This is a genomic window from Flagellimonas marina (genome assembly GCF_042651185.1).
In the GTDB taxonomy this organism is placed as follows: domain Bacteria; phylum Bacteroidota; class Bacteroidia; order Flavobacteriales; family Flavobacteriaceae; genus Flagellimonas; species Flagellimonas marina.
The window spans coordinates 99,238-123,214 of record NZ_JBHSCL010000010.1 but is presented as its reverse complement, the minus strand read 5'-3'; the positions used below and the strand labels follow the sequence as shown (position 1 = coordinate 123,214).

Below are 23,977 nucleotides of genomic sequence, written 5' to 3'. Positions count from 1 at the left end.
TGTATTACCTTTCTACGACATAATAACGCAACGGGTTGATATGGAACGCCAGCATTGCACGATCCAGCCCGTTCGGGTCAGTTACTTCCTGTTTCAGTTTCCACCCGCAATACACGCGTAAGCAGAACTGAACCTTTCCGACTTTAAGCCACGGTTTGAAGACATAAAGCCCCCATGCCGATTCATTCCACATCAACAGATAACCGTGACGCGATGGATCGGAACCACCTTCTGTTTTCGGGTTGCCCTTCCAGGCGAAGTCTGATTGTGCTTCACGCCCTAAGACGTGATAAGCGAAGTTGTACGCCTTGTTACGCCACAACCAGCCTACACGTTGCGCATACACACCCAGAGCGCCTAAGTGATACCGGATGTTAGCCCAACGCCGGATATGTCCACCATCACCATCGATCGGGTTATCGAATGTTTCCATCCAACGGAACCCTTTAGGTAAATGTCCGGTTTCATCACTATAGAACGGAACCACGAAAGGAGCCAGCAGAATAGCCAGAACACCGGACAGAATATCCAGGGGAACCAGTACAAACCAGCTTACGTATTTTAAAAAGCGCATGTGCTTCTCCAGAAAAAAGGCTATCCGAAGATAGCCTGATGATTAACGAATTGCTTTGATGTACTTATGGGCTTCTGCAAACTCTTCCATAAGAGCTTCATTTGTGAACGGAATATCGTTCGATTTGAAACCGCCGCTGATAAGATACTGGATGATAAACACAGCAGAATCAACAGATATCAACTGGTGATTTGTTGGTTCGATGTCAGTACGGCGAACCACGTTTACGATCGACCAGTCGAAGAATCGACGATGGCATTGTTTCTTGCTGTTCACCTGTGGTGATGCAAAGAACCCGTTCACGGAATACGCTTCTAACGCGTGACGGAACAGAGTTTCAAAATCATCAATTTCTTCGGTGAAAAACTTCATCAATGCATTATTGATTTCATCGTCACTTTTAGTGATTTCACGAATTTGTGGGGTTAAATCAAACAGCTTTTGAAGACCTTTCATATTTTTCTCTTTTAAATTTCGTATGCTGCATCTATGCAAGATTGTATTAGTGCTTCGGGCGAATTCTCGATAATTGGTGCAATTTCACCACATACATCTGATGCATAAGGATCATCATCAACATAACATTCGCGGAACTTTAATTTATATCGGTAATCGTTTTTACACAACCCCGCTTTCCATTCGTTGAATGTAATGCCGTACCGCTCTTTGAATTGCGCTGGCGTAATCACTTTGAACGTGTGGATTGTTCTGTCTAACTTAGAGTCATACGCCGTATTTTCACGAAGTTTCATATAAATCTCGCATTGTTTGATGGGCTGGAAGTTTCTTTACTTCACCCCGCATTCCGGGGAACCTATTACCGGATACCAACAGAGCCTATCGCATACGATAAGGTTGCATATTCCGAACCATTTAACGGCATTGCGCTACGCACCCGAATTGGAGCAGGTGAAGGGACTCGAACCCTCAACAATCTGGATGGAAACCAGATATTCTACCAATTGAACTACACCTGCGAATTTTTTTAGAACTGACTGCGGTAGATACCACGAACCAGCGGATCGACATCTTTCGCGTACTTACATACGTCTTCGAACTGGACGATGTACGCCATGACTTCATCGGCACGGGATTTAAGTTTACCCTGATGCGCATCAATGATCATTGCTGTCATTACGTCAATACGCGCTGGGGCTTCCAGAATTTCGCCTTTGTCGAACAGCTTTTTGGATTTGCTGACGGTATCAGCGATAATTGCTTGAATTGATTTAGCCATTTTTAGATCTCGTAGATTGCCTGGATTGCTTTGTAATGTGCGGAAACGTATTTTGTTTCCTTCTCTTTTGCTTCTTTTTCGGAAATGTAACCCGCAACCAGATCAGGGTCAGGAACATTCGCCATGTGAGCGCTTGGCAGTGGGATATATTTACCCAGGATTCGTTCTGCCGCTTCTGCTGGAACGTCTACGCCTACAGAAACAACTTTACCATAAAAAGGTTGTTCCCCGTGCTGGCGTACACCAACCACGATACCAGATTCAGATTTGATTTCGGAACCCTGCGGACGCGCAGTAGCTTCGATGATCACATATTCGCCGGATGCTTTTACTTTCAGTTCAGACATTTCTTTACTCATTGTTGTTAAACACTACTTTGGAAAAGTCGATAAACGATTCTAACTCTTCCCGTTTAATTTGTTCCACGACACAGCCATATTTCTGCAAGCGTGAAATCCATTCATCATTACCACGATCGTATTTATCGAGATAATACACCGATGTAATCGCCCCGCTAGCAACATACCATTCGATATGTTTCGCGCAGTTAGGGCAAGGCGATGCAGTTGTGTAAAGTGCTGCGTCTTTGAGTATAACACCTCTTGTGTGCGCACTCAATAGCGCTTTCATTTCTGCATGAATTTCGTTATCGTTTGACCATGCTGAATGTTCAGGACGATCAACCGCTTTCAGTTTACCGTCATCATTCACCATATGATTGTTGCATGAGTTGCAACGACAATCAAGGTCAACCGTATTATTTTCGCCCCACGCGACGGCACGACCACCTATCGCGATAATAGCACCTACACGATTCGAAATACATTGAGAACGTTGACTCCGATCGATTGCTCTCAACATATTCATTACTTTGAATTTCATTAACAATCATCCATATATTTCAGAATGTCTTTGATGAAATCGTTATCAGGGTTAACGATGTGATACGTAGTACCTGAACGTGTCACCACTTCAACAAACGATTTGTTCGCCGGAATCGCATATTCAACAACCGGACTTGTTGCAATGTCCTGTTGAGGATCATTATCAACCAACCCAAACACACAACCATAACGAAGCATCGTTGGTTCAGTACATAACCATGCCTGATGAATCTTTCTGATTTTGTCGCTCATAATACTCCCGCCCATGCTACGAATTTAGTTACCGGATTCCACTGAATCCCGAACTGCTGTTCAACGATGTTACGTTGACTCAAAATACCCAGAAGGAAGGAGAACTGACCATCGCGGACAATCTTCACTGTATAACCAGCAGGAATTTTATCAGCAATGCGCTGGCCTAACTGGTTGAGTTTCAGTTGAAGTTCAACAGGATTCTCAACTTTAACACGATCACCCAGTTCAACCATCACATTTTCATTTTCACGAATAACCATAATATTCTCCTTTGTTTGTGCGGGTATCTTATCACACCCGCACTCACTGTCAACTGTTTTTTAGAAGTCGCCGTAATCAACCTGGAAACATGGGATACCGTTCATTCGCCACATCCCGACTGGTGTATCCCTGTCGTCCACTGCAAGAACAGGATAATACTTATCGAGAATCTTTTCAACAAGTATTTGCTCTTTTACGTGGAAATCGTGACGATGATCACCTTCTTCGCGCATGTAGATACCATCGCTCAGGTCAACATCGTATCCGATCAGGCTTGCAGCGGTATCATGTGCGCACTGTACAGTACCCTCACGCCCAGACACAACAACACAGGCATAGCCAGCGGCCTTATACATCCTGAACAGTTCTTGAACAGGAGGGTTAGGCGGATCGTTGATCACCTTCGTAAAGTCATACGGGCTACGTTGTCCGACTTTGGTTAATGTCCCGTCAACGTCGAAGATAACACATTTCGGTTTGCTTGGATCTGCATAGCTCATAGCCGGAACCCAGCCACGGAGTTTACGGTACTGTTCGAACATCGCCCAGACACGGGAAACAGGTAGAGCATTCACACCGCGTTTATGGTTGCGTTTCAGGAGTTCTACGATATCGGCATCAATCCATTCGATATGGAAATCAGCATTGAACTCTTTCGCGATCTCTCGCCAACCATCATGATCTTTTTGGTGCAAATGGGTGTTGTGAACGATAACATTCTTCCCGCTTGCCAGTGCATTACGAACTGTATCTTCTTGCACTCGGCAAACAAACAGTTCTTTCTCTTCGGTGAAGCGGTAGCCAGTGAGATCACCGCCAGCACAATAAAGGGTTTTGCGGATATCGTCGCGGGAAACAGTCAAAGTGTTTCCCAGTTGACGTGCTTTTTCTTTCGCCCATGTAGTTTTCCCGCTACCTGGTACGCCTACAGTAATAAACAGATTCATTTCACAATCTCATATTCAATCAGTTCTTTGTTATGCTCATTCGTTAGATTGAGCCACATATCACGGTTCCAGTCATTTTCGATCCAGAGACCTTCTTTGTCCTTCTTCGCATCATAAACCTTTCCTTCGGTTATGTCACGGAAAAATGACTTGATTATTTTGACTTGCATTTCTCAGGGTATCCCACGGTACACAGAATGTTATCCGTCTGGTCTTTCTGACGCTTAACGTCATTCATCCAGCTACGGAAGATTAACGAATCGGGATATGAAAGGGCAACGTATGGGTTTCCGTCATAAGGCATGACAAGGTATTTTTTACCGTCAATCTCTCGGACTTCTGCAACCACTTTCCATTTCACATTCACCGGATTTACCTTAGCGGGGAGTGTAGGCAAAATCTTTTCTGGGGGCTTCTCCGCACACCCAACCAACAGAACGCCCAGAACAAGGGCTAACGTTGCAATTTTCATTTGTCGTACTCCGCCATATACTCTTCGAAGGACTTATTGATCTTGATTTCGATCAGTCCTGGTTTCTTGAACAGCAGGTCTTTACGTCCGGCATCCTTGACCAACTGCTGATCCTTGCCTTTTTGTTCGACATAGATCACCGTATTGGTGTTGTTTGTCTCTTTGACTTTTTTGATATCAGCCTGTAACTCTTTGATATCTTTAGCCAATTGATCGTTTTCACTCTTTAGCGTGATTGTCATGTACAAAAGCCCTGCTAACGAACCAGCAACTATTACAGGCCATATCCACGAGCTTATATTAAACGTACCCAATACGTTTTTGATATTCATATAACGCTTCCTCGTAAGCTATTGATGCTTGTTCCTCGGTATCATAGTAACCGATGTGTTTTTGCTTCCCGTCTATCTTTATCTGTGCTCGATATTTTCCACGCGAAGCCCTGTAATCAACACCTTTGGATTTAACCGTTTTAGGTGTTGATTTAGCTTTTCTTTTCAGCATATTATGAAGAGGATCTGATTCCTGTAGATTTTCTATACCATCCCCAGCTTCCAACCCATGCTTATGATCAATAAGCAAAGGCAGATAACCATTGCAGTAATAGAAAATTATGCGATGTCTGAAATATTTTCTATCGCCGTGCCGAATTCTCACGTAAGGTTTTGATTTGCTCATAATAGAACCAGCTTCTTTTCCCTGATTCTGTTTTGCTGCATTGTTATTCCAGAAAATTTTTCCGGTTTCTGGGAAAACGTCAACGTAAAGAAGCAGGGAATCGATCCCTGCTTTCTCTTCTTCTAACGTTGTGCTTCCAGCGCCAAAGCACTTTGTCATTTATATTCTTCCGGTATAAACTGTTCGTAGTTCTTCGCCATTAATGCAACGATGTTATCGACCAGCTTTTGCTTATCGGTATCATCGAAATAACGCATCATAGGCCCAAAGATAATACGACCGTCAGGGGTTAAGTCAGCACTCAGTGCGATCGCGTAGTCTTTGCGTGATTTGCCTTTCGTGTCTTCGATTGCCTGGAATGCTTTTGCAGTCAGACGATTGAGACTATCAAGGAATAACGTTTCGAATGCGTCAATTTTCTTGAGTGCGTACATATCATCGAGGAACATTTGTTTCAGGTCATCGACGGTATTTTCAACAATATTTAAGAACAGATCTTTGTTATTGTTGATGCTATCCTTCGTGCGGTGGAGGTTTACATACCAGTTGGTTTTCGCTTTCACAAAACCTTTATCAGTTTTGATTACGTAACCCTCGAAACCTTCTTTCGAGTAGGCTTCGGTAATGAATGCATCCAGATCGGTGACTTCGATTTTCTCGCGCTCAACCAGGAACGGACGTAATACACCATCTGCGAAGATATCCTGATAATCAACATATTCGCCCGTGTCGTTATTACGGATGTTCAGGATCACCACTGCTGGTTCCTGATAGCCAATTACAATACGGTTTGTCGGTGCGACGTATTCCATGTTGACTGTGAAACCATCGTTAACCAGTTCGGTCAGACGATCGAACAACGCGCGGTTAGTCTGGATCACGCTCATAGCGTCCATAGCCTGTTCAGATTGAACGGATGCTTTAGACTTAACGCCCAGATAGCCGGAATCACAGAAGGTGGAGATCAGGGAACCATCTTCCTTAATCATCACATCCACTACGGTTTCACCAATCGTCACAGGAGAGGCTTTCAGTGCTTCCCATGCCTTTACCTCGGCATAGTTGAAAAACTTCTCCATAGGGCGACTGACGAGTTTTACGGGGGTATCCCCATCCATCGCAAACATGATACCGCGACATTCCAGCGCACCAGGTTTTAACCAGTCGGAATAGCTCGCCATGCGATAGTTAAAGATGCGAACATTGGTTTGCATCACAGTTTTTTGGTCAATGAAGTAGAAGCATTCGCTTTCGTTACACAGTTTCATCAACTGGTCAAAGAGGGTTTTCTGATTTTTGGTTAGCTTTGTCATAGTGCTGTTTGTTCCATTCAGGATTGATTTTTCGGATCATGTTTATTTCAAAATCATGATATGTGTCTTCATCGTGTGTTGTCACGATAAGATTTACACGCTTACGTTTTTTGATTGCCATTTCCAGACGTGCGGTTTTCAGAATATTACTGGGGTTTGCTTCCCGCCAGTATTTCGAATTGCGGTATGTGTCTAACCGCTTCCACAAATCACGACATTTTCCAACATACACTATCCGACCGTCGATTTCAATAAAATACACACAATGCCGGAATTCGCCACATTTAACGAAACTCCGGTCTATCCTCTTGTCTGAACCCAGACGCAAAGGAAATATTACACCAAATGTTACATCGTCCATTATATATCCAACTTATTCACCTTTCCGGTCAACACATTGACGCAGTGAGCAATATAATCACCGTGGCACGGTAGAGGTTTGCATGTACATCCTAACCGCTTCCCGTCCAATGCTTTCAGTTCGTCGATTGTGATCACGCCAGTTCGAATCAAGTTTTGGAAATACGGGATGAAGTTCATAATGTTTTCAGCCCGTGTTCCCTTGTAGAAGGGATTGCCGAATTTCGTACCTCTCTGAATATCGACATCCCAGCTACCTTTATACTTGTTTACGACGCGACAATCAAGCGTATTTTTGTCGCCATTTTGCATAGGCTTCGTCGCTGATCTCGGTGTTGAGGTTGCCAACCAGGTAAGAACTCACTTCTACTTCTTGTGGGGCTACCTGTACGTTGTCAGACTTCAACCATTTGTTCATCCACGGATACGGGTTCGGCGTTGGTTTAAATGGAGACTGCAAGCCAACCGCGCGCATACGCTGATCTGTCAGGTGTTCGATATAGGCGATCGTACTTTTCAGGGATACGCCGTCTACATCACCGATAGAGAACAGGTGTTCAGCCCATTCTTTTTCCTGTTCGTACACTTCCAGGAAAATCTGTGTCGCTTCCTCTTCGTACTGGTAAGCGATTTCCGCCATTTCTGGGTCATCTTTACCCATCTGCCAGAGTCGGATCTTGCTTTGAGTACCTTTCTGATGAAGTGCTTCATCACGGGCAATCAGGCGCATGATCTTCGCGTTACCTTCCATCTTGCCTTGTTCGGCAAAGTTGAACGTGAAGGTAAACGACACGTAGAAGCGGATCGCTTCCAGAGCGTTGACAGCGTGCATACACAGATACAGAGCGATTTTGCATTTACGCATTTGCTCTTTGCGTTTCTTTTCGTACTCTGCGATCGATTCGTCTGGGTATCCGTGGGACGTTAACATTTCGATTTTGAGCACAATGTTTTTCAGTTCATGACATTCTGCGATCAGGTCATCGTAGTATTTTGTCATGGAAGCCGAACGTTTCATGATCGCTTCGTTGCGCAGAATTTTATCGAACTCTTTTGACGGGTCGATGTGTAGGTTGCGCTGAATGTGCGTATAACTGCGGCTATGGATTGTTTCACTGAACGCCCATGTTTCGATCCACGTTTCCATCGAGACATCGGAAGCGATAGGGAGGAAAGCCAGGTTAGGGCCGCGCCCCTGAATGGTATCCAACAGGGTTTGATATTGCAGGTTCGAATCGAAAATGATTTTTTCGTGTTCCGGTATTTTCGCGTACTGCATACGGTCGATCGACAGATCCACTTCTTCCGGTCGCCAGAAGAATGACAGTTGTTTTTCAGTCAGGGTTTCGAATACACGGTGTTTCTGTTCTTCGTATCGTGCTACGCCCGTATCCTCACCAAAGAACATAGGCTGTTCTAAGTGTTTGTGATCTGGGTTTGTGTTCATTACAGTTAACATGGATTTACCTTATAAAAAGCCCCCGAAGGGGCATTGAATCAAATTTTGCAACCTTCGCAATCTTCCGCTTCTTCCTCACCTGCACCGTCACGGGTGTTGTGGTAGTACAGCGTTTTGATGCCGAAATAGTTTGCATACAGCAGATCTTCAAGGATGATTTCAGATTTCACTTTACCATCTGGGAAGTTAGCCGGATCATAGTTTGTGTTTGCAGAGATAGCCTGATCAACAAACTTCTGCATAACCGCTACGTGCGACAGATAACCTTTGTTTCCACGTTTTGCCATTGTCCAGAGATAATCATAGAAGTCAATCTGATTATTTTGGTTTGGTACTACCTGATTGAATGAACCTTCTTTCGAAGATTTCACACTCACAGGGCCGCGCGGAGGTTCAATCCCGTTGGTTGAGTTACTTACCTGCGAGCTACTTTCACAAGGCATTAAAGCAGAAAGCGTTGAGTTACGCAAGCCATGTTTTTTGATTTCACCGCGTAACCATTCCCAATCGCAGTTATACACAGGTGATGCCAGTTCATCAACGTTTTTGCAGTACCAGTCAATAGGCAACAGCCCTTGTGCATATTTCGTTTCGTGGAACAGTCCACATGCACCGCGTTCCTGTGCGAGTTCCATAGAGGCAACCAGCAGGTTAAATTGAAACGCTTCCATCAACTCATGAACGTTTCCGGCGTATGCTTCGGAGTAGTCGCAATAGTTGCTTGCCAGCCAGGATGCATAGTTGGTGATACCAACGCCCAGAGAACGACGCTGTTTGGCTTTCAGAGCCGCCGCAACAGGGTAGTTCTGGTAATCCAACAGGTTATCCAGTGCGCGTACTGCGATGCGTGTAAGGGCTGGGAATTCGCTTATATCGGCATTATCGAGAACGATCGCCATAAGCGTACACAGTCCAATTTCGCCAGCCAGTTTATCATCGTCATCCAGTGGTGAAGTTGGGATCGCGATTTCACAACACAGGTTCGACATACGAACCGGAACAGAGAAACTACCCTGCTGGTTTACGTGATGACTGTTGAAAATGTATTTGCGTCCGGTCTGTGCGCGTTCCTGAACAAGCAACTGGAACAGATCTACCGCTTTGATGCGTTTCTTGCGTACCGTTGGGTCTTTTTCCAGACTGGTATACAGTTCTTCAAACTCAGTCTGATCCGCTTGATAGAACGCGTCATACAGGCGATCGTTCGCAACGTCAGGGCTGAACAGAGTGATGTAATCGTTATTGATTAAACGCTTATACATCAAATCGTTAAGCTGTACGCCATAATCCAGGTGACGAATACGGTTTTCTTCAACGCCACGGTTATTTTTCAGAACCAGCAGGTTTTCAACTTCAAGATGCCAGATCGGATAATACAGGGTTGCTGCACCACCACGAACACCGCCCTGGGAACAGGATTTAACCGCCGTCTGAATGTGTTTCCAGAACGGGATAACGCCTGTATGTACTGCTTCACCACCACGGATTTTTGAACCCATAGCGCGAATGTGTCCGGCGTTGACACCGATACCCGCACGTTGAGAGATATACTTCACGATCGCGGACGTAACAGCGTTCAGAGAACCCAGAGAATCACCGGATTCGATTACAACACAACTGGAGAACTGACGCGTAGGAGTACGCACACCCGCCATAATAGGCGTAGGCAATGACAGTTTACGATCCGAAATCGCGTTATAGAAGTCAACAACATGACTGATTTTATCAGCGTGTTTTTCGTCCTGATGCAGACACATCGCGATCAGCATGAATGCGTACTGTGGTGTTTCGTAGATGTCGCCGGACGTGCGATCCTGTAACAGATATTTCCCGATCAACTGCTGAACGCCAGCATACGAGAATTCAAAATCTTTATCGTGATTGATTTTTGATTCCAGATAATCAATCTCAGCAGGAGTCCATTTTGTCAGGATTTCTTTATCGTATTTTCCAGCCTCAACCAGCTTAGTGATGTGTTCGTAGAACGGGATCGGGTCAAACTGCCCGTAAACGGTTTTACGAAGGGCGAACATTTCGAGGTTAGCCGCTACATACTGCCAGTCAGGTTCTTTTGCGGAGATTCGATCCGCTGCATACTTGATCGCTACAGCCTGGATCTGTTTGGTAGTCATACCATCACGAAGCAGGTCAACGACACTTTCAAGGAATGCGTTAACATCAATATTTCTTCCAATACTCGCCCAATTAAGGACTTTGAACAGTTTTTCTTTTTCGAACGTTTGACTTACGCCAGAAGACTTCACTACTGTTTTAATATCACTCATTATCTTACCTTGTTAAGAAAGGGGCTTTCGCCCCCTTTGTTTATACTGCCATAGCTGCTTTTAGCGAGCCGTGGTGATTATAGTCTTTCAAATGGATGGAGTCAAAGAATTCTTGATCCAAATCAAGTAAGCTATTTACCTTCGGCATATAAAGGGTCGGAAGTGGAAGCGGTGCGCGTTCCGGCTTCAACAACTCTTTCGCTTGTTCTACTGCGTTTTTGTAGATATGGACATCACCGCCAGTCCAAACCAGATCACCCACTTCATACCCGCAAATATCAGCGATAATATGCGTCAGGAGAGCGTATGAGGCGATATTGAACGGCAACCCTAAGAAGACATCAACTGAACGCTGATACCACTGTAGAGACAGTTTACCGTTGATTACGACGAACTGGAAGAAACAGTGACACGGACGCAAAGCCATATCATCCAGATCCATCGGGTTCCAGGCAGAAACGATGATCCCGCGATCGTCTGGTTTGGTTTTCAATTGTTCGATGACTTTCTTAATCTGGTCAACACCATAATAAGAACCTTCCGCACCAAATGAGCGCCATTGATGCCCGTAGATCGGTCCCAGATAACCATGCGTATAACCCAGCGCTTTAGCCTGATTTTCGTAGTTATCGTCCCAGATCGTCCGCTTATCGCTATCTTCACCCCACGTCATTTTACGCAGTGTTTCCACGTTGGTAGAACCTTCGAGGAACCATTGTAATTCATGCTTACACGGTTTGAAGAATAGCTGTTTGCTGGTAGTAGCTGGGAAACCTTCTGCGAGGTTCCAACGTGCTTGCATCCCGAAGATGCGCAGTGTACCAACACCAGTACGATCGGTTGATTCAGTACCGTGTGTTAGAACGGTGTTGACGATATCAAGATATTGTTTCATTTTATGCCTTTTTCGTATGTCGATCGACGATAATTTTTCTGACTCGTTCGTTTGATTCGATCTGTTGAATTTTGAAATCAGTCAGTTCATATTTCAGAACCGCTTCGCAGAATTCAGGAACCGTGAACGAAACATCACGTTTAAAAGCTGGTGCATTATATGCATGATGTCCGTAAATGTGGGTCACAACCACTTCATCAACCAGTGTATTATTGATTGCTTGCAGAAGCAACCACTTACCACCAATGAGACACACATCACGATCTGGATGCGTTGCTTTCATCACGTCGATTGCAGCAGACAACCCGCCGCCGTGAATGATGTAATCAGCGGTATTCCCGTTCTTCGTTACCAAACGTTGACCGGATGCAGACAGAACGCAATGAACTCGCCCTGGCAATTTACCAGGCAGAGAAGTAAAAGTGTTCGCACCCATGATCAGGACGCTATTTGCGGTTTCTGCTTTGAAGTTCTGCAAATCCTCTTTGCAGTGGCCCCACGGCAAACCCTGTTCATAACCGAAAGCATAGTCCACTTCGTACATATCATGACCAACGGCGAAAACTGCTTTTACTTTGCTCATAGCGCAATCCACATTTTGTTGTCTTCAATAGTCACGATGTAGCCCATAGCTTCAACCATGACACGCAATTTGTCTTTACAGGCTTCATTATACCCGCGAATCTTTTCAAATTCAACAGAAAAGATACTCAATCCGTTAACATGCGCGTTAATGATTTTGGATTCCAGATCGAACACCATCACATCTAACGGACTCCATTCAACAGAATGAAGTTTTTCGCGGGTTAACAGGGTTGTGTGTTTTGGTAGTTTCATTGGGGTACAGTTTGCCATAGCCATTGTTCCATTTTGCGTAAATCTTCCTCTAACGGAGTGAAACCAAAGGATTCTTCGATCACACCGTCTTCCCATACATCAATTTCCAGAATTTCCGTTACCGGAGGGTTTGACATCACATGATCACGACATGCAGCCATAGCGGTCATAATGGAATTTGTTACTGTCAGAGTGTTGCCCTGAACCGATACCTGAATAATCATACTCACCTCATAAAAAAGGGAACTGCTTTTCAACAGTTCCCATTATAGCATAACCAGTTAGTGTTTCAAGCGCCAAAGAGCGATTGCTTCATCAACTGCTTTTTTGATTTCTTCCGGTGTGTCTTTGCGTCCGGCTTTAACCAGGGCAGAGAGCATAGAACGAATGGTTGCATTCATCTGTGATTTCTCACGATCCATCTGTGCCTGATGCGCCTTATCAACCGCTGGGGATTCTTTCTTCGCTGCCTGTGGTTTCGTAGGCTGTGCGCCTAACTCGTCCTTAGCTTGCGTTTCAGTGCGTTTCTGTTCGGCTTCTTTCTTCACATGAGGTGCGGAGAATTTACCAGCCTTGAAGTTATCACGCATACCTTCCAGGATCTTACGGGCTGTGTACCAGTCAGCAACACCACGAAGTTGTTTCAGGGTATCAACCAGCAAACCGATACTTGCGCCTTTGCTATCCTCGTCAATGTCGATATCTTTCAACCATTCAACATGTTTCTGACCGGAGTGCATGAAATCAAAGCTGCTGAAACTCCAGAAACCTTTACGGTTGCTGATCTCGCGTTTGAAGTGGAAAGTCAAACCCGCGCCGTTATCAAACTCACCGTAGTTACTGCGGAATGTTGCCCCCGCCTGTTTCAGTGCGTTGAAATAGTCATCTTTATTGATGCGGTTAACGGTGCGTTTTGGTTTCTCTTCCGGCGCTGGCGCTGCTGCTTGCTGTGCGGTACGTTTAACAAAAGATGCTGAACGATGCCCCGCTGCAAACTCTGCGTTCATCCGGTCGATTACCGCTGCGATGCCGCTTGCGTCTGGTTTCACTTTCTGCATTTCTTTGAAAGTGTCGATGATCATATCCAGACATGCACCGTCTTCATCTTCCAGCATAGTACCTTTCAGACGTTCAGCAGGTTTGAATTTGTTCACCGTTGGGTCAACAACATACTGGAACACATACGCGCCTTTACGCATGAATACGTGACGGTAGAAGTGAACTTTATAGTGTCCAACATCAACAATAACATCGTTACCGCTAACCTTCGCACCCAGGATACGGGCAAAGGATGTCATGTAGTCCGCGCGTTTGAACTTGAGATCCTTCTTAGTCGGGCTAAAGATGGATTCCAGTTTCTTAGTAGGGAACAGGCTTTCCGGCGTGATTTTGTCTGGGTTCTTGCCCCATTGGTAATCACGGCTTGCCATTTTGTGTTTCTTCGTACCAACCAGAACCAGAGTATTAACTGATACGCTACCCAGTGCGGACGCGTCCGGCGCTGCTAAACCTTGACCGTTAGGCGGTTGACAAGAGAAAGAGAAGTCAAAGAACGCATCACCAGAAGTGAAACGATAGGTTGCGTGAACAGTATGACCGCGAACTTCGCTGATTGTCTGGGTATAGGTTGTTGGTTGTCCGGTGAATTTCGTGAAATATTCCGCAAATTCTTGCGCGTTGAATTTCGTGCTGAAATAGTTTTTCGCAACCACGAAATACGCCGCAAATTTTTCTTCCCATGCTTTTTTGTTTGCTGCGTGTTCTGCGCGAACATCACTGAAAGTTTTACCAGCGCTGTTTGTTTTGGTTACAACGTCATACGCCTGGTTGATTTTCTGCATGAGTTCAGTGCTACCACCACGATCGGGGTGATTGCGCAGAGAAGCACGTTTAAAGAGTTTTGACAGTTCAGCTTTAGATTCGTCGCCAGTAGCGCCTAAAATCTTCAATGCTTCGCTGTGTGACATTTGTTCGTTAATCATTTTCCGTTCCTCAAAATAAAAACCCGTGCAACTCAGTACACGGGCGACTTTAAGGTATTTATGTTTTACTGTCAATAGATTTTTTCGAGGAACCACACCGAAGATTTATTATTCTTGATGCGGGTCAATTCAATGGGGTTGTCTTTGAATGCTTCCTCAACATCTGCCATTGTAACTACATGTTTTTCTTCCAATAGTTCATTATGGAGATAAAACCTCTCCACTTCGGGGCTTGTTATCAGTTCAAACTCTCTTTCTAACATAATCATGTTCCTAAATAGGGGTATCTAACGGACTATCAAACAGGATTTATCATCATGAATTATCATAAGATTTACGAACAACTCATGACTACCGGAACGGATGCAGAATACAAAGAGAAACATCACATCGTTCCAAAATGCATGGGAGGATCGGACGATCCCGAAAATCTGGTTGAACTGTCAGCACGTCAACACTTCATAGCACACCTGCTATTGGTCAAGATGTATCCAGGCAACCATAAACTAATTTATGCTGCTAACATGCTTACAGTTGGCACTTCTCGATCGTCTGCGCGTACAGCAAACCGTCGCTATGGATGGTTGAAAGAGAAAGCACTTGAAGCCCAGAAACAAAAAGAGTTCAGCGAGGAGACACGCTTACGCATGAGACAGGCCAAACTTCAACAGAACAGGGTTACGTGTCCTCATTGCAATACGTCCGGCTTAATAGGTAATATGAACCGATGGCACTTCGACAACTGCAAGCACAAGCCAGGCAATGAAGGGAAAGTGAATGCATTTGCAGGAGTCATGCGAGCACATAAAAACAGCAACGTAGTATCGGAGCGCGGTTCTTGTCCTCATTGCGGTACAGAATCGACAGTGCATTACTTGAACAGTCATATTCCATATTGTACTCAGAACCCAGACAGAAAAACACAAAAGAAAAGGGAGCAATTAACTTGCCCCCATTGCGCTAAAGTTGGTGATGCCACCAATATGAAACGATGGCATTTTGACAACTGCAAGTTTAAGACTTCTTGATTTCCATCTTCGAGAATCGACCGACCTTCGACATAACGATGTGTCGGTCAAAATCTTCTGGATCTAAATCCTGATGACTTATCACAATCAAATTCCCGTTAACACCATCAAGCAATCCTTTTACAGCAAAAGAGCCGTCTTTGTCAAGGGGGCCGTCGAAACATTCATCAAGTACCAGCAGAGACAGATCCACGCCTGATACTTTACTTGTCACGTCACGCCATGTGAACAGAATAGACAAGTTGATGCGAGCGCGTTCGCCTTGACTGAATGACGCATAACTGAAATCATCGCGCCCCAGTGATTTGATCGATTCGTTGAACTCGTCATCTAAAGTGAACTGATAATCAGCACCCAATAGATCCAGATAATATGCTATCTGTTTGTTGAAGTACGGAATATAACGCTTAACGATACTCGCTTTAACGCCGGAATCTTTCAACATATCCGTAACAATACCACGAATATATTTTTCCTTGACGTAGCCTTGTCGTTTTTCGTTCAGTTCTGCTTCCTGCTGTTGCAACTGCTTCACGGGTTCTTCATCAATGACTACTTCCGCGCTTGCCTGTTCCATGATCGCCTGTGCGCGTTTAGCGTTGGCAACTTCGTTTTGCAGAGTACCTTTCAGGGCTTCATATTTGGTTTTCAGGGCATTGAGTGCGCGTTGCTGTTGCAGCAAGTCATTCATGATCCCTTGCAACTCGTCCTGTTTGGTTTTGATCAGGGTTAAACGTTGTGTACCCGCTTTGATGTTCTCTGCGATCTCCGCCATACGCTCAGGAGTGGGTTTAATCGCTTGTTTACAGGCCGGACACTCACCACCTTTCTGATACATCACCTCCAGCTTTTTAAACTGTTCTACAGTCATTGAGAGCCGCGAATAACCGTCACGGAGTTTGTTGATATCTTCCGTCCGGTCTTCGCCCGTGATCACCACTTCCGCGATCTCCGCTTGCAACTGCATAAGCTGTGCTTTGATGTTCTTTGCGGTTTCTACGTGGCTATCGTAGATCTCTTTGTATCGGGCGTTGTTCTGGTTTGCTTTCGCTCGCTGTTCGTCAATGAAGCGCTGGTGTGTTGCGATCTGCTGCTGGATGTGATTACCCTGCATTGAGAGTGTATCCAACTGCTGATTAACACCGCGAATGTATGACTTGTTTAACTTGTCCATTTCACTGATGACGGACAGAGACAGCAAATCTTCAACCAGTTTCCGGCGTTCGGGGGTTTTCAGTTCCATGAATGGAGTGTAACCCGCTGTACCCAGAACGATAACCTGTTTGAAGCCCACAAGGTTGATGTTCAGCATATATTCAAGCTGTGCCTGATAATCACCCGCTGCGGAGTCTTCCGGCAACTTCTCGCCGTTCTTCCAGATCTCGAATACCTTCGGCTTTTGTCCGCGCACCACTTTGTACGAGTCTTTCCCGTATTCGATTTCCAGTTCAACCAGGCATTTCTTTTTGTTGACGCTGTTCACCAACTGCCCGACTTTTAGATCGCGGAATGACTTACCGAACAGGGCATAGGTTAACGCCTCGATCAGTGTCGATTTACCGCCACCGTTTTTCCCCGTGATCAGGGTTTTCTTTGCCGTATCAAATTCCAGTTCGATCGGGGTGTTCCCAACCGACAGAATATTTTGATACTTAATTTTTTTGAAGTTTAGTTTCATTTAAAATCCGTTCACATAATTCAGTGATCATTTGAACAACTGATGAATCAATACTATATGATAGAGTATCGTCGTCCAGTGTATCAAGCATGAATATTGACCATGTTCGTGATGAATGCCATGCACCCTTCATGATGGTCAAACAAACTGCGCTGGTTTCCCCTGCTTCGTCGGATGTGGAAATGATGTGTTTCATTCCCAACATACGCAACAGGTGAGAATATCGGGGATTTTCCCCGAAATATTCATCATAACGGCTATGCACTTGACACCTCCGCGTATAGTTCGCTGATCAGCTTATTCACTTCCTCTTTTTCATCGTCGGTGATCTGCATGTTGGCGATATACTCAGTGATAAGGCCACGAACGGTTTTGATTTCAAAGTCGGTATCGACATCCGAATCTGTTTGAACTTTGTCTATGATATTGATTTCATAGGCAATTTCTTCAATTTTGGTTTGGAACTTTGCAAGCCCCTGATCAATTTCACTGACAATCAGACGCACCGCGCAGTTGCGGAACTGTTCGAGATCAACATCTTTCTGTGCTGGATACATGATCCGGCGATGGTGACACACAGGGTTAGCGATGAAAGTCAATTCAGGCTTGCCCGTGAACACATAGAATCCGCGTGTTTCGTCTTCGTCGTTTGCGCTCATAGTCAGAGGCGTACCGATATAAAACACGTTATCACCCTCGTTAGCGTGGTGATAGTGTCCAGAGTAAACACGATCGTACTTCTTCAAGAAATCAGGTTCCAGCCCATGATCGGCTTTGCTGTTCTTGTAGAAATAGTAACCAGACAGTTCGAAGTGTCCCAAACAAAAGTTAGCTTTCGATTGTTTGATGTAGTCAAAAATACGCTGGCTGTTTTCCTGACAAATCCACGGGATCAGGTCAATCGAATTTCCGCCACCTAAATCAACCGTGGTCGGTTCGTCGATGACATTAAAGCATTCGTATTGACTTAGTATCTCGCGTGGCGCGTTGGGGCGTATTTTGTCCTTAAATTGGCAATCGTGGTTGCCGACAAGAACATCCAGAGTGATCCCCGCCTCAATCAGAAGAGGAACCAGCTTTTCACGAACAAAATTCATTGTCGTTTGTGTGGTTGCTTTTCGAACGTCGAAGAAGTCGCCAGCATGGAAGCCGCGCGTGATCCCGTGTTCTTTGCAATACTCTACGATCTGTTTGAATACCGCATACAGGTTTTCTTCGTTCCAGGGGTTATCCTGGCGAAGTCCGGCATGGGTATCCCCAATTAAAACATAGTTCATATAAACCTCAAAACCCCCGAAGGGGTTTATTTGCCGTATTTTTCAGAAGCCATGATGAACAGGTCTTTCAACTGCTGGTTCGAAGTGATCCACATCGTTTCAATCAGTTCATCGTTGTATGGTTGCTTGAGCATATCACGCATCTTTTTGATCGCGTATACGTACTGCTCTTTGTTACCTTCGAAGAGTGCGTTCTCTGCGTGTTTATGCAGTCGCTTCCATTCCGCTTTGTTCTTCCGCATGAACTTTTGCGCTTTGCGTAGGGCTTCCTGTTCAATGCGTGTACCCTTGATGGATTCCAGTTCTTCTTCACGAAGATCCAGCGCTGATTTTTGGTGTACTTCGTCGATTACTTCATGCTGCACGTTCATAGTAAGTGATCTCCATGATCATTGTTTCGGCGTTTATTACATAGTCCAGACGACCTTCTGTTATCTGGAAGTCTGGATCTCGTACATCTGTAGGGTCGATGATAATCGGAATCCCTAAGCTCTGCAACTCTAATTTCACAAGGTAAGGAAGCAGATCAATTTCGTCGTTAGCATCTGCTAAAATTTTGTTCAGGTCAATTTTAATTTTCATAGAAACATTTCCAATGTTGGCGATTCGTCCACAACCTCGATTTTATCTTTTGGTTTTTTCGCGGACTCTTCATACTGATTAAGTTTGTCATGGATATCCTGAATGAAAGTTTCATCGGCTATCGTGGTCATATCAGTATCATCGCTGTCATAGACATGTTCCAGGAAGTATTTGTATTTCTTCGCGTTCTCTTTCTTCTCGTAGAGAATACGAGTTACAAACGCTTGCCAGCAAGCCTTGTTGATGTAACCGTAGACGTTTGTATATTTGGTTTCGTCAAAGTTATGAAGGCCGGAAATCGTTGCTGAAATTCCATCATCGATCATATCCATTTTCCAGTCTTCGGAATAACGGTTGAAGTTGTATCGACGTGCCAAACCGTGAGCAATATTCATAATCGCAATACCGAGTTCATCCGGCATCTTACGATCACCAGTTTCACGGATTTGCTGTTTCCACTTACACATAACTGGATACAGCTTATCATTATCTGCATAAATCTTTGTAGTCATTATATTCTCCAAATTGAATACATTCATTATAGCCGATTGAATCAGGTGTTTCAAACCTACTTCCAATCTATATTATTTAATAAAATCAGCGCGAAGCGCTTCCGTGAGCGAAGCGAAACGGATAGTTAAAACTGGTTAAAAAGTATACGGAAATGTACTGTTTTCTCTATATATAAAATATAAAAATATTAAAACGTACATTCAGTACATAGACACTCACTACGTTCGTGTCCTTCGCTTCGCTCAGATTTTTGAAATGATCTATTGACTTTGAAAAAGTGATCACTATAATCAGTTTCATTCAACAACAACGAGGTATTGAAATGTCTTCATTTGCAAGTATGTTCAACCTGAACAGCTTAATGAGCAATGACGATGATCCTGTTGATGTGATGTGTATAGATATTTCAAACCTTTCGGTAGCAACGTTGATGAACAACTTCAAGCCGAAAGACCAGAATGACATCAACCAACAAATTGTTCGTCACATAGTGCTTGACACCATTCGTCACAATGTGGTTAAATTCAAAGGTGAGTACCCTGAAATTGTTCTAGCCTTTGATGATAACAAGTATTGGCGCAGAAGTAAAGCCTGGTACTACAAAAAGAAACGAAAAATGGAACAAGAAGCATCGGATTGGGACTGGGATCGCCTGAATGGTTTCCTTCACCCGACATACGATGAAATCCGTGCTAATTTACCGTACAAAGGTATCCGTGTTGACTTCGCAGAAGCCGATGACGTGATCGGTGTGGTGACGCGTAAAGCGGTATCCGAAGGTAAACGTGTCCTGATCGTTTCTGCTGATGGTGACTTTGCAGCCCTTCAAAAATATCAGGGTGTGCGTCAGTGGTCGCCAACCCAAAAGAAATGGGTTACACCGAAATATGGTTCACCTCGTAACGATTTGCGCATGAAGATCATCAAGGGCGATAAAAAAGATAGTATCGCTTGCATTAAAATGCGAAATGACTATATTGTTACGAAGGTTGAAGGAGAACGCGCCCCACAAATCAGGGCTGCTGAACTCGAAGCCTGGCTGGAAGCGGACGATCCGACTGTGGGTATGCCAGAAGAGTGGGCGATCCGCTACAGAGAAAACGAAGAACTTCGCGACTTTGATTTTATTCCGAAAGATGTTGCAACGGCAATCGAAGAAGCGTACAATGCTCCAAAAATCGGGAACAAAGCAAAAATGGAGAAATACTTCATGGAATGCAAACTTACCCGTATGTATGAAAAACTAAGTGACTTTTGAGGTAACAAAATGAGTGTAGAATTACTGCAAGAAAACCCAGACATCGCTAAAGCGGTTAAAGAACTGATCAAAGAAGCGTCGAACGTTAAAACTCAGATCGAACATTTCCAGGGTTCTTTCAAAGACATCAAATCCAAAGCGAAAACGGATTATGGTATCGACGGTAAAACCTTCGGCAAGCTGTTCAAACTGTATCACGAACAGGCACGTACCGCGTTCGAAGAACAGAACAACGAACTTATCGAACTGTACGATGTGATCGATAAGGCGTAATATGAGCGAAATCGGAAACAAAACCGAAGTCGGCTTGTATATCGAAAATCTGGTTGCCTCTGAGGGGGCAACCTACATGGAAGCTACGTTACAATGGATGGACGAAAACAGCATTGATTATGCTATGCTGTCCAAAACAGTACCGAAAGCGATCATCGACAAGATTAGCGACGAAGCCATTAAAAACAATCTGCTGCGTCCTTCTGTGGCTAAAGACCACGCGACGACGCAAACACTGGATGATTTCATGTGAAATTTAAAACCCCGTTTGACAGTTCAGACGCTAATTCCCGTTTGAAACCGATCGCGGTATACAAACTGTATCTGGTGATGAAAAATCACTTTGCTGGGAAGTATGACGCGATCAAGTACAAATGGGAAATAAAGATCACTGAACAAGCGTTCCAAAAGAGAAAGGATAGATATTTTTTCGCAAAGTTAGCCGAAAGGTTTACATTCAAAGAAATATATCTTATACTACTCTGCAATATGGTAGCTAACCCCGACTTCTGGGTCGGGGATGTAGACGAAGATACGATCGTGTTTTATCGTCAATACATAGGCAAGTTGAGGCGAATTGATAATATTTTCGTGGACGATGTAAAAAACCTGTATGAATTTTCCCGCATGAAAGGTATTCCCCTCTCAAAGGTGTTTCAGTATAGCGTCAAATCATCAACCTCGTATATCAGCAAACTCGTACAGTCTGGGGTGATTTCTTATGAATCATTCTTGATCCTCGACTCGTTTTTAGACATCATAAATAAACACGATGAAATCGCAACGGATTTCGTCTGGAATGAATTTAGTAAAAAACTAAACGCATACAGAAAATTAGTTGAAATCAGTAACGAAGAAATCGTAAAATACCGAAACTTAATGAAACAAACTTTAATTAACTTAAACGAGAAATAACATATGTCATTCTTTAAACGTCAAGATCCAACCAAACTGCAAGAACAAGTCGCCGCTCTGAAAGGTTCCTCCGGCTTCCAGAAAGATGAAAAAGAGTGGAAACTCACTCTGGATGCACAGAAAAACGGTTCTGCGACTATTCGCTTCCTGCCTAACCGCTCTGATGACGAACTGGCGTTTGTTCGCCTGGTGAATCACTCGTTCAAAAAGAACAATCAGTGGTTCATTGAAAACTGTCCGTCTACCCACGGCGATTATGATGGTTGTCCTGTATGTCAGTATATCTCTGACAACGATCTGTTCGAAAAAGCCAAAGCCAATAAAGGCGGCGAAGCTGATAAACTGCTGGGTATGATTGGGCGTAAACAATCCTTCTGGGCTAACATTCTGGTCGTTAAAGATCCGAAAGCGCCGGAAAACGAAGGTAAAGTGTTTAAGTTCCGTTTCGGCAAGAAAATCATGGATAAGATCACCGCTGCTATCGCTGGCAACCCTGATCTGGATGAACCAGGTATCGCTGTAACTTGTCCGTTTGGTGGTGCTAACTTCACCCTGACCGCGAAGAAAGTAGGCGACTGGCCTAACTACGACGACAGCAAATTTGGTGTTCCTGGCCCAATCAAAGGCATCGAAGACGAAGCGCGTCAGAAAGAAATCTTCGAAGGTATGAGCGATCTGCGTCCAATCACTGCTCCAGACCAGTTCAAACCAACTGCGGAACTGACCGCGAAGTTCACCAAAGTATTCGGTGGTGCTGCAATGGGTGCTGGCGCAAGCGCTGGTGCGGATCTGGATTCAGAACTGAACTCATTTGACAACGAACTGAAAAACTTCGATAATGGCAACCAGTCCAAAGGTGCTAAAGAATCTGGTGGCGTAAGTCAACTGAACGTAGGCGGAAGCGTACCGGAAGATGACAACACCCCTCCGTTTGACCTGGAAGGTGGTTCCGGTGATGACGACCTGGATAAACTGCTGGATCTGTAATGCTTACGGGGGCGAAAGCCCCCAATTTGAAAGTTTGAGGTAGATATGAATTTAGAACAAAACGTATATGTAGCGCATCTGAACAACGTTCGCAAATCCTGGGTAGGTAAAGTGCCGGAAAACATCAAAGAGATTTTCCGTGCGATGCCTCAAGCTGAACGCTTTGAGCATTACAAACGGATCGACGAAGCAGTAAGCGCAGTACATACCGGACTGATTCACGACGCTCGCGAAGCGGGTACGAAAATCAACGAGTCCAAAAGCAAAGAATTCCTTGACAATGCGGCGGATCGCGTTGTAGAATCCCTGATTAACGGCACTTTTGCCTAATTGAAAACTATAGGTTGAATATGAAATTCTCTAAACAAACGATCGACATCCTGAAAAACTTCTCCCAGATCAACCCGTCTGTAATGCTGAAAAAGGGTTCGTTCATTATGACGAAATCCATCAACAGCGTAGTTTACGCAGAAGCAACGATTTCTGACGTAATTGACGAAGATGTAGGTATCTACGATCTGAACTCATTCCTGAACATGCTGAACGTTGTAGGCACTGATGCCGAAGTAACTCACGACCTGTCCACTGGCGAAATCGTCATTCGTGGTGAGAAAATGAAAATCGTTGAGCGTTCAAGCGATCCAACCACAATCGTACAGCCTAAGAAGCGTCTGGAAATGCCAGTTGCGGATCTGATTTTCCAGATTAGCGCGAACGATTTCGAAAAACTGATCAAAGCGTCACGCATGATGAAACTGACCGACCTGTCTGTTGAGCCAATCAACGGCAAGCTGGTAATCACCGCGAAAAGTAAAGAAAGTCAGTCAACCTTCTCTGTAGAAGTGGGCGATTACGAAGGTGATAACATGTTCAACTTCGATATGAAGATTGACAACATGCAGTTCATCAACAGCGATTACAAAGTTGAAATCTCTTCTCGCGGCGCTGCGAAATTCTCGTCCGAAAACGGCGTTGCGTATGTAGTGGTACTTGAAGCAACCAGCCAGTTCAAGTAAGATAAACAAAG

Annotated in this window: 37 protein-coding genes and 1 tRNA gene; 8 read left to right on the top strand and 30 right to left on the bottom strand. The window is 44.4% G+C overall.

Annotated elements, in window-relative coordinates; genetic code table 11:
- Positions 1-4: 4 nt before the first annotated feature.
- The 25 genes from ACFOWS_RS17390 to ACFOWS_RS17270 all read right to left on the bottom strand — a co-directional run bounded on the left by ACFOWS_RS17390 (position 5) and on the right by ACFOWS_RS17270 (position 14,708).
- A complete protein-coding gene (locus tag ACFOWS_RS17390; RefSeq protein ID WP_379767388.1) occupies positions 5-574 on the bottom strand; it encodes a DUF7338 family protein in 570 nt (189 codons plus the stop codon).
- A 42-nt stretch (positions 575-616) separates the two neighbouring features.
- Positions 617-1,030 (bottom strand): hypothetical protein, encoded by a 414-nt coding sequence (locus tag ACFOWS_RS17385; RefSeq protein WP_379767385.1) that lies wholly within the window; start codon positions 1,028-1,030, stop codon positions 617-619.
- Between the two features lie 11 nt (positions 1,031-1,041).
- Positions 1,042-1,326 (bottom strand): hypothetical protein, encoded by a 285-nt coding sequence (locus ACFOWS_RS17380; protein WP_379767382.1) that lies wholly within the window; start codon positions 1,324-1,326, stop codon positions 1,042-1,044.
- Positions 1,327-1,475: 149 nt separating this feature from the next.
- Positions 1,476-1,551, bottom strand: a tRNA-Gly gene (locus ACFOWS_RS17375).
- Positions 1,552-1,559: 8 nt separating this feature from the next.
- On the bottom strand, positions 1,560-1,811 hold the full coding sequence (locus ACFOWS_RS17370; RefSeq protein WP_379767379.1) for a hypothetical protein: 252 nt from the start codon (positions 1,809-1,811) through the stop codon (positions 1,560-1,562).
- 2 nt (positions 1,812-1,813) lie between these two features.
- A complete protein-coding gene (locus ACFOWS_RS17365; protein ID WP_016053881.1) occupies positions 1,814-2,170 on the bottom strand; it encodes a hypothetical protein in 357 nt (118 codons plus the stop codon).
- Positions 2,163-2,672 (bottom strand): deaminase, encoded by a 510-nt coding sequence (locus ACFOWS_RS17360; RefSeq protein WP_379767375.1) that lies wholly within the window; start codon positions 2,670-2,672, stop codon positions 2,163-2,165. The genes ACFOWS_RS17365 and ACFOWS_RS17360 overlap by 8 nt, the downstream gene beginning before the upstream one ends.
- Positions 2,673-2,692: 20 nt before the next feature.
- Entirely contained in the window at positions 2,693-2,962 is a 270-nt protein-coding gene (locus ACFOWS_RS17355; RefSeq protein WP_379767372.1) for a hypothetical protein, read from the bottom strand.
- Positions 2,944-3,210: a hypothetical protein gene (locus tag ACFOWS_RS17350; protein ID WP_379767369.1), complete on the bottom strand. Its 267-nt coding sequence runs from the start codon at positions 3,208-3,210 to the stop codon at positions 2,944-2,946. The genes ACFOWS_RS17355 and ACFOWS_RS17350 overlap by 19 nt, the downstream gene beginning before the upstream one ends.
- 60 nt (positions 3,211-3,270) lie before the next feature.
- The gene (locus ACFOWS_RS17345) at positions 3,271-4,158 is read right to left on the bottom strand and encodes a phosphatase domain-containing protein (RefSeq protein ID WP_379767365.1); all 888 of its coding nucleotides are present in this window, start codon (positions 4,156-4,158) and stop codon (positions 3,271-3,273) included.
- Positions 4,155-4,328, bottom strand: coding sequence for a hypothetical protein (locus ACFOWS_RS17340; protein WP_016053876.1), 174 nt, complete (start codon positions 4,326-4,328; stop codon positions 4,155-4,157). The genes ACFOWS_RS17345 and ACFOWS_RS17340 overlap by 4 nt, the downstream gene beginning before the upstream one ends.
- A complete protein-coding gene (locus ACFOWS_RS17335) occupies positions 4,313-4,630 on the bottom strand; it encodes a hypothetical protein (RefSeq protein ID WP_016053875.1) in 318 nt (105 codons plus the stop codon). The genes ACFOWS_RS17340 and ACFOWS_RS17335 overlap by 16 nt, the downstream gene beginning before the upstream one ends.
- Complete coding sequence (locus ACFOWS_RS17330) at positions 4,627-4,872, bottom strand: hypothetical protein (protein WP_379767361.1); 246 nt, start codon at positions 4,870-4,872, stop codon at positions 4,627-4,629. The genes ACFOWS_RS17335 and ACFOWS_RS17330 overlap by 4 nt, the downstream gene beginning before the upstream one ends.
- Positions 4,873-4,930: 58 nt before the next feature.
- Positions 4,931-5,467 carry a hypothetical protein gene (locus ACFOWS_RS17325; RefSeq protein WP_379767358.1) on the bottom strand — a complete coding sequence of 179 codons (537 nt, stop codon included), beginning with the start codon at positions 5,465-5,467 and terminating at the stop codon, positions 4,931-4,933.
- Positions 5,464-6,621, bottom strand: coding sequence for a T4 RnlA family RNA ligase (locus ACFOWS_RS17320; protein WP_379767355.1), 1,158 nt, complete (start codon positions 6,619-6,621; stop codon positions 5,464-5,466). Before ACFOWS_RS17320 ends, ACFOWS_RS17325 begins: the two co-directional genes overlap by 4 nt.
- Positions 6,584-6,982 (bottom strand): hypothetical protein, encoded by a 399-nt coding sequence (locus tag ACFOWS_RS17315; protein ID WP_349044036.1) that lies wholly within the window; start codon positions 6,980-6,982, stop codon positions 6,584-6,586. Before ACFOWS_RS17315 ends, ACFOWS_RS17320 begins: the two co-directional genes overlap by 38 nt.
- The gene (locus ACFOWS_RS17310; RefSeq protein WP_349044035.1) at positions 6,982-7,293 is read right to left on the bottom strand and encodes a DUF4326 domain-containing protein; all 312 of its coding nucleotides are present in this window, start codon (positions 7,291-7,293) and stop codon (positions 6,982-6,984) included. Before ACFOWS_RS17310 ends, ACFOWS_RS17315 begins: the two co-directional genes overlap by 1 nt.
- The gene (gene nrdB, locus ACFOWS_RS17305; RefSeq protein ID WP_379767351.1) at positions 7,265-8,428 is read right to left on the bottom strand and encodes a class Ia ribonucleoside-diphosphate reductase subunit beta; all 1,164 of its coding nucleotides are present in this window, start codon (positions 8,426-8,428) and stop codon (positions 7,265-7,267) included. The genes ACFOWS_RS17310 and nrdB overlap by 29 nt, the downstream gene beginning before the upstream one ends.
- A 50-nt stretch (positions 8,429-8,478) precedes the next feature.
- On the bottom strand, positions 8,479-10,725 hold the full coding sequence (gene nrdA / locus ACFOWS_RS17300) for a class 1a ribonucleoside-diphosphate reductase subunit alpha (RefSeq protein WP_379767348.1): 2,247 nt from the start codon (positions 10,723-10,725) through the stop codon (positions 8,479-8,481).
- Positions 10,726-10,765: 40 nt separating this feature from the next.
- The gene (thyA, locus tag ACFOWS_RS17295; protein ID WP_379767345.1) at positions 10,766-11,620 is read right to left on the bottom strand and encodes a thymidylate synthase; all 855 of its coding nucleotides are present in this window, start codon (positions 11,618-11,620) and stop codon (positions 10,766-10,768) included.
- Between the two features lies 1 nt (position 11,621).
- The gene (locus ACFOWS_RS17290) at positions 11,622-12,203 is read right to left on the bottom strand and encodes a dihydrofolate reductase (protein ID WP_379767342.1); all 582 of its coding nucleotides are present in this window, start codon (positions 12,201-12,203) and stop codon (positions 11,622-11,624) included.
- Positions 12,200-12,457, bottom strand: a complete 258-nt coding sequence (locus tag ACFOWS_RS17285; protein ID WP_379767339.1) for a hypothetical protein — start codon at positions 12,455-12,457, stop codon at positions 12,200-12,202. Before ACFOWS_RS17285 ends, ACFOWS_RS17290 begins: the two co-directional genes overlap by 4 nt.
- Positions 12,454-12,714: a hypothetical protein gene (locus ACFOWS_RS17280; RefSeq protein ID WP_379767336.1), complete on the bottom strand. Its 261-nt coding sequence runs from the start codon at positions 12,712-12,714 to the stop codon at positions 12,454-12,456. Before ACFOWS_RS17280 ends, ACFOWS_RS17285 begins: the two co-directional genes overlap by 4 nt.
- 24 nt (positions 12,715-12,738) lie before the next feature.
- Positions 12,739-14,514, bottom strand: a complete 1,776-nt coding sequence (locus ACFOWS_RS17275; protein ID WP_379767333.1) for a hypothetical protein — start codon at positions 14,512-14,514, stop codon at positions 12,739-12,741.
- Positions 14,511-14,708, bottom strand: a complete 198-nt coding sequence (locus ACFOWS_RS17270) for a hypothetical protein (RefSeq protein ID WP_379767330.1) — start codon at positions 14,706-14,708, stop codon at positions 14,511-14,513. Before ACFOWS_RS17270 ends, ACFOWS_RS17275 begins: the two co-directional genes overlap by 4 nt.
- A gap of 48 nt (positions 14,709-14,756) precedes the next feature.
- On the opposite strand from ACFOWS_RS17270, the gene ACFOWS_RS17265 reads away from it, so the two are divergent.
- On the top strand, positions 14,757-15,467 hold the full coding sequence (locus ACFOWS_RS17265) for an HNH endonuclease signature motif containing protein (protein WP_379767327.1): 711 nt from the start codon (positions 14,757-14,759) through the stop codon (positions 15,465-15,467).
- Here the strand turns inward: ACFOWS_RS17265 and ACFOWS_RS17260 are convergent.
- The 5 genes from ACFOWS_RS17260 to ACFOWS_RS17240 form a co-directional block, all read right to left on the bottom strand.
- The gene (locus tag ACFOWS_RS17260; RefSeq protein ID WP_379767324.1) at positions 15,454-17,145 is read right to left on the bottom strand and encodes an AAA family ATPase; all 1,692 of its coding nucleotides are present in this window, start codon (positions 17,143-17,145) and stop codon (positions 15,454-15,456) included. The two genes, ACFOWS_RS17265 and ACFOWS_RS17260, sit on opposite strands and share 14 nt — an antisense overlap.
- A 257-nt stretch (positions 17,146-17,402) precedes the next feature.
- On the bottom strand, positions 17,403-18,422 hold the full coding sequence (locus ACFOWS_RS17255) for a metallophosphoesterase (RefSeq protein ID WP_349043841.1): 1,020 nt from the start codon (positions 18,420-18,422) through the stop codon (positions 17,403-17,405).
- Positions 18,423-18,448: 26 nt separating this feature from the next.
- Complete coding sequence (locus ACFOWS_RS17250) at positions 18,449-18,793, bottom strand: a-gt.4 family protein (protein WP_379767321.1); 345 nt, start codon at positions 18,791-18,793, stop codon at positions 18,449-18,451.
- The gene (locus tag ACFOWS_RS17245; RefSeq protein WP_016053858.1) at positions 18,777-19,004 is read right to left on the bottom strand and encodes a hypothetical protein; all 228 of its coding nucleotides are present in this window, start codon (positions 19,002-19,004) and stop codon (positions 18,777-18,779) included. Before ACFOWS_RS17245 ends, ACFOWS_RS17250 begins: the two co-directional genes overlap by 17 nt.
- A complete protein-coding gene (locus ACFOWS_RS17240) occupies positions 19,001-19,516 on the bottom strand; it encodes a sigma factor for late transcription (protein ID WP_016053857.1) in 516 nt (171 codons plus the stop codon). The genes ACFOWS_RS17245 and ACFOWS_RS17240 overlap by 4 nt, the downstream gene beginning before the upstream one ends.
- A 278-nt stretch (positions 19,517-19,794) precedes the next feature.
- Between ACFOWS_RS17240 and ACFOWS_RS17235 the strand changes: the two genes are divergently transcribed.
- The 7 genes from ACFOWS_RS17235 to ACFOWS_RS17205 are packed head-to-tail and all read left to right on the top strand — an operon-like array spanning position 19,795 to position 23,966.
- On the top strand, positions 19,795-20,775 hold the full coding sequence (locus ACFOWS_RS17235) for an RnaseH (protein ID WP_379767318.1): 981 nt from the start codon (positions 19,795-19,797) through the stop codon (positions 20,773-20,775).
- Positions 20,776-20,784: 9 nt separating this feature from the next.
- Positions 20,785-21,048, top strand: coding sequence for a dsDNA binding protein late transcription (locus tag ACFOWS_RS17230; RefSeq protein WP_016053855.1), 264 nt, complete (start codon positions 20,785-20,787; stop codon positions 21,046-21,048).
- A gap of 1 nt (position 21,049) precedes the next feature.
- A complete protein-coding gene (locus tag ACFOWS_RS17225; RefSeq protein WP_349043842.1) occupies positions 21,050-21,301 on the top strand; it encodes a late promoter transcription accessory protein in 252 nt (83 codons plus the stop codon).
- Positions 21,298-21,963, top strand: a complete 666-nt coding sequence (locus ACFOWS_RS17220; protein ID WP_379767313.1) for a hypothetical protein — start codon at positions 21,298-21,300, stop codon at positions 21,961-21,963. Before ACFOWS_RS17225 ends, ACFOWS_RS17220 begins: the two co-directional genes overlap by 4 nt.
- Before the next feature lie 3 nt (positions 21,964-21,966).
- Positions 21,967-22,950, top strand: a complete 984-nt coding sequence (locus ACFOWS_RS17215) for a hypothetical protein (RefSeq protein WP_379767310.1) — start codon at positions 21,967-21,969, stop codon at positions 22,948-22,950.
- A gap of 45 nt (positions 22,951-22,995) precedes the next feature.
- The gene (rpbA, locus tag ACFOWS_RS17210) at positions 22,996-23,280 is read left to right on the top strand and encodes an RNA polymerase-binding protein RpbA (RefSeq protein ID WP_379767307.1); all 285 of its coding nucleotides are present in this window, start codon (positions 22,996-22,998) and stop codon (positions 23,278-23,280) included.
- A 20-nt stretch (positions 23,281-23,300) separates the two neighbouring features.
- Entirely contained in the window at positions 23,301-23,966 is a 666-nt protein-coding gene (locus ACFOWS_RS17205) for an LCP family protein (protein ID WP_016053850.1), read from the top strand.
- The last annotated feature ends 11 nt before the right edge of the window (positions 23,967-23,977 follow it).

Coding starts and splice junctions, on each gene's coding strand:
- ACFOWS_RS17390 (WP_379767388.1), bottom strand. CDS start 574: ATGCGCTTTTTAAAATACGTAAGCTGGTTTGTACTGGTTCCCCTGGAT.
- ACFOWS_RS17385 (WP_379767385.1), bottom strand. CDS start 1,030: ATGAAAGGTCTTCAAAAGCTGTTTGATTTAACCCCACAAATTCGTGAA.
- ACFOWS_RS17380 (WP_379767382.1), bottom strand. CDS start 1,326: ATGAAACTTCGTGAAAATACGGCGTATGACTCTAAGTTAGACAGAACA.
- ACFOWS_RS17370 (WP_379767379.1), bottom strand. CDS start 1,811: ATGGCTAAATCAATTCAAGCAATTATCGCTGATACCGTCAGCAAATCC.
- ACFOWS_RS17365 (WP_016053881.1), bottom strand. CDS start 2,170: ATGAGTAAAGAAATGTCTGAACTGAAAGTAAAAGCATCCGGCGAATAT.
- ACFOWS_RS17360 (WP_379767375.1), bottom strand. CDS start 2,672: ATGTTGAGAGCAATCGATCGGAGTCAACGTTCTCAATGTATTTCGAAT.
- ACFOWS_RS17355 (WP_379767372.1), bottom strand. CDS start 2,962: ATGGGCGGGAGTATTATGAGCGACAAAATCAGAAAGATTCATCAGGCA.
- ACFOWS_RS17350 (WP_379767369.1), bottom strand. CDS start 3,210: ATGGTTATTCGTGAAAATGAAAATGTGATGGTTGAACTGGGTGATCGT.
- ACFOWS_RS17345 (WP_379767365.1), bottom strand. CDS start 4,158: ATGAATCTGTTTATTACTGTAGGCGTACCAGGTAGCGGGAAAACTACA.
- ACFOWS_RS17340 (WP_016053876.1), bottom strand. CDS start 4,328: ATGCAAGTCAAAATAATCAAGTCATTTTTCCGTGACATAACCGAAGGA.
- ACFOWS_RS17335 (WP_016053875.1), bottom strand. CDS start 4,630: ATGAAAATTGCAACGTTAGCCCTTGTTCTGGGCGTTCTGTTGGTTGGG.
- ACFOWS_RS17330 (WP_379767361.1), bottom strand. CDS start 4,872: ATGACAATCACGCTAAAGAGTGAAAACGATCAATTGGCTAAAGATATC.
- ACFOWS_RS17325 (WP_379767358.1), bottom strand. CDS start 5,467: ATGACAAAGTGCTTTGGCGCTGGAAGCACAACGTTAGAAGAAGAGAAA.
- ACFOWS_RS17320 (WP_379767355.1), bottom strand. CDS start 6,621: ATGACAAAGCTAACCAAAAATCAGAAAACCCTCTTTGACCAGTTGATG.
- ACFOWS_RS17315 (WP_349044036.1), bottom strand. CDS start 6,982: ATGGACGATGTAACATTTGGTGTAATATTTCCTTTGCGTCTGGGTTCA.
- ACFOWS_RS17310 (WP_349044035.1), bottom strand. CDS start 7,293: ATGCAAAATGGCGACAAAAATACGCTTGATTGTCGCGTCGTAAACAAG.
- nrdB (WP_379767351.1), bottom strand. CDS start 8,428: ATGAACACAAACCCAGATCACAAACACTTAGAACAGCCTATGTTCTTT.
- nrdA (WP_379767348.1), bottom strand. CDS start 10,725: ATGAGTGATATTAAAACAGTAGTGAAGTCTTCTGGCGTAAGTCAAACG.
- thyA (WP_379767345.1), bottom strand. CDS start 11,620: ATGAAACAATATCTTGATATCGTCAACACCGTTCTAACACACGGTACT.
- ACFOWS_RS17290 (WP_379767342.1), bottom strand. CDS start 12,203: ATGAGCAAAGTAAAAGCAGTTTTCGCCGTTGGTCATGATATGTACGAA.
- ACFOWS_RS17285 (WP_379767339.1), bottom strand. CDS start 12,457: ATGAAACTACCAAAACACACAACCCTGTTAACCCGCGAAAAACTTCAT.
- ACFOWS_RS17270 (WP_379767330.1), bottom strand. CDS start 14,708: ATGATTATGTTAGAAAGAGAGTTTGAACTGATAACAAGCCCCGAAGTG.
- ACFOWS_RS17265 (WP_379767327.1), top strand. CDS start 14,757: ATGAATTATCATAAGATTTACGAACAACTCATGACTACCGGAACGGAT.
- ACFOWS_RS17260 (WP_379767324.1), bottom strand. CDS start 17,145: ATGAAACTAAACTTCAAAAAAATTAAGTATCAAAATATTCTGTCGGTT.
- ACFOWS_RS17255 (WP_349043841.1), bottom strand. CDS start 18,422: ATGAACTATGTTTTAATTGGGGATACCCATGCCGGACTTCGCCAGGAT.
- ACFOWS_RS17250 (WP_379767321.1), bottom strand. CDS start 18,793: ATGAACGTGCAGCATGAAGTAATCGACGAAGTACACCAAAAATCAGCG.
- ACFOWS_RS17245 (WP_016053858.1), bottom strand. CDS start 19,004: ATGAAAATTAAAATTGACCTGAACAAAATTTTAGCAGATGCTAACGAC.
- ACFOWS_RS17240 (WP_016053857.1), bottom strand. CDS start 19,516: ATGACTACAAAGATTTATGCAGATAATGATAAGCTGTATCCAGTTATG.
- ACFOWS_RS17230 (WP_016053855.1), top strand. CDS start 20,785: ATGAGTGTAGAATTACTGCAAGAAAACCCAGACATCGCTAAAGCGGTT.
- ACFOWS_RS17225 (WP_349043842.1), top strand. CDS start 21,050: ATGAGCGAAATCGGAAACAAAACCGAAGTCGGCTTGTATATCGAAAAT.
- ACFOWS_RS17215 (WP_379767310.1), top strand. CDS start 21,967: ATGTCATTCTTTAAACGTCAAGATCCAACCAAACTGCAAGAACAAGTC.
- rpbA (WP_379767307.1), top strand. CDS start 22,996: ATGAATTTAGAACAAAACGTATATGTAGCGCATCTGAACAACGTTCGC.
- ACFOWS_RS17205 (WP_016053850.1), top strand. CDS start 23,301: ATGAAATTCTCTAAACAAACGATCGACATCCTGAAAAACTTCTCCCAG.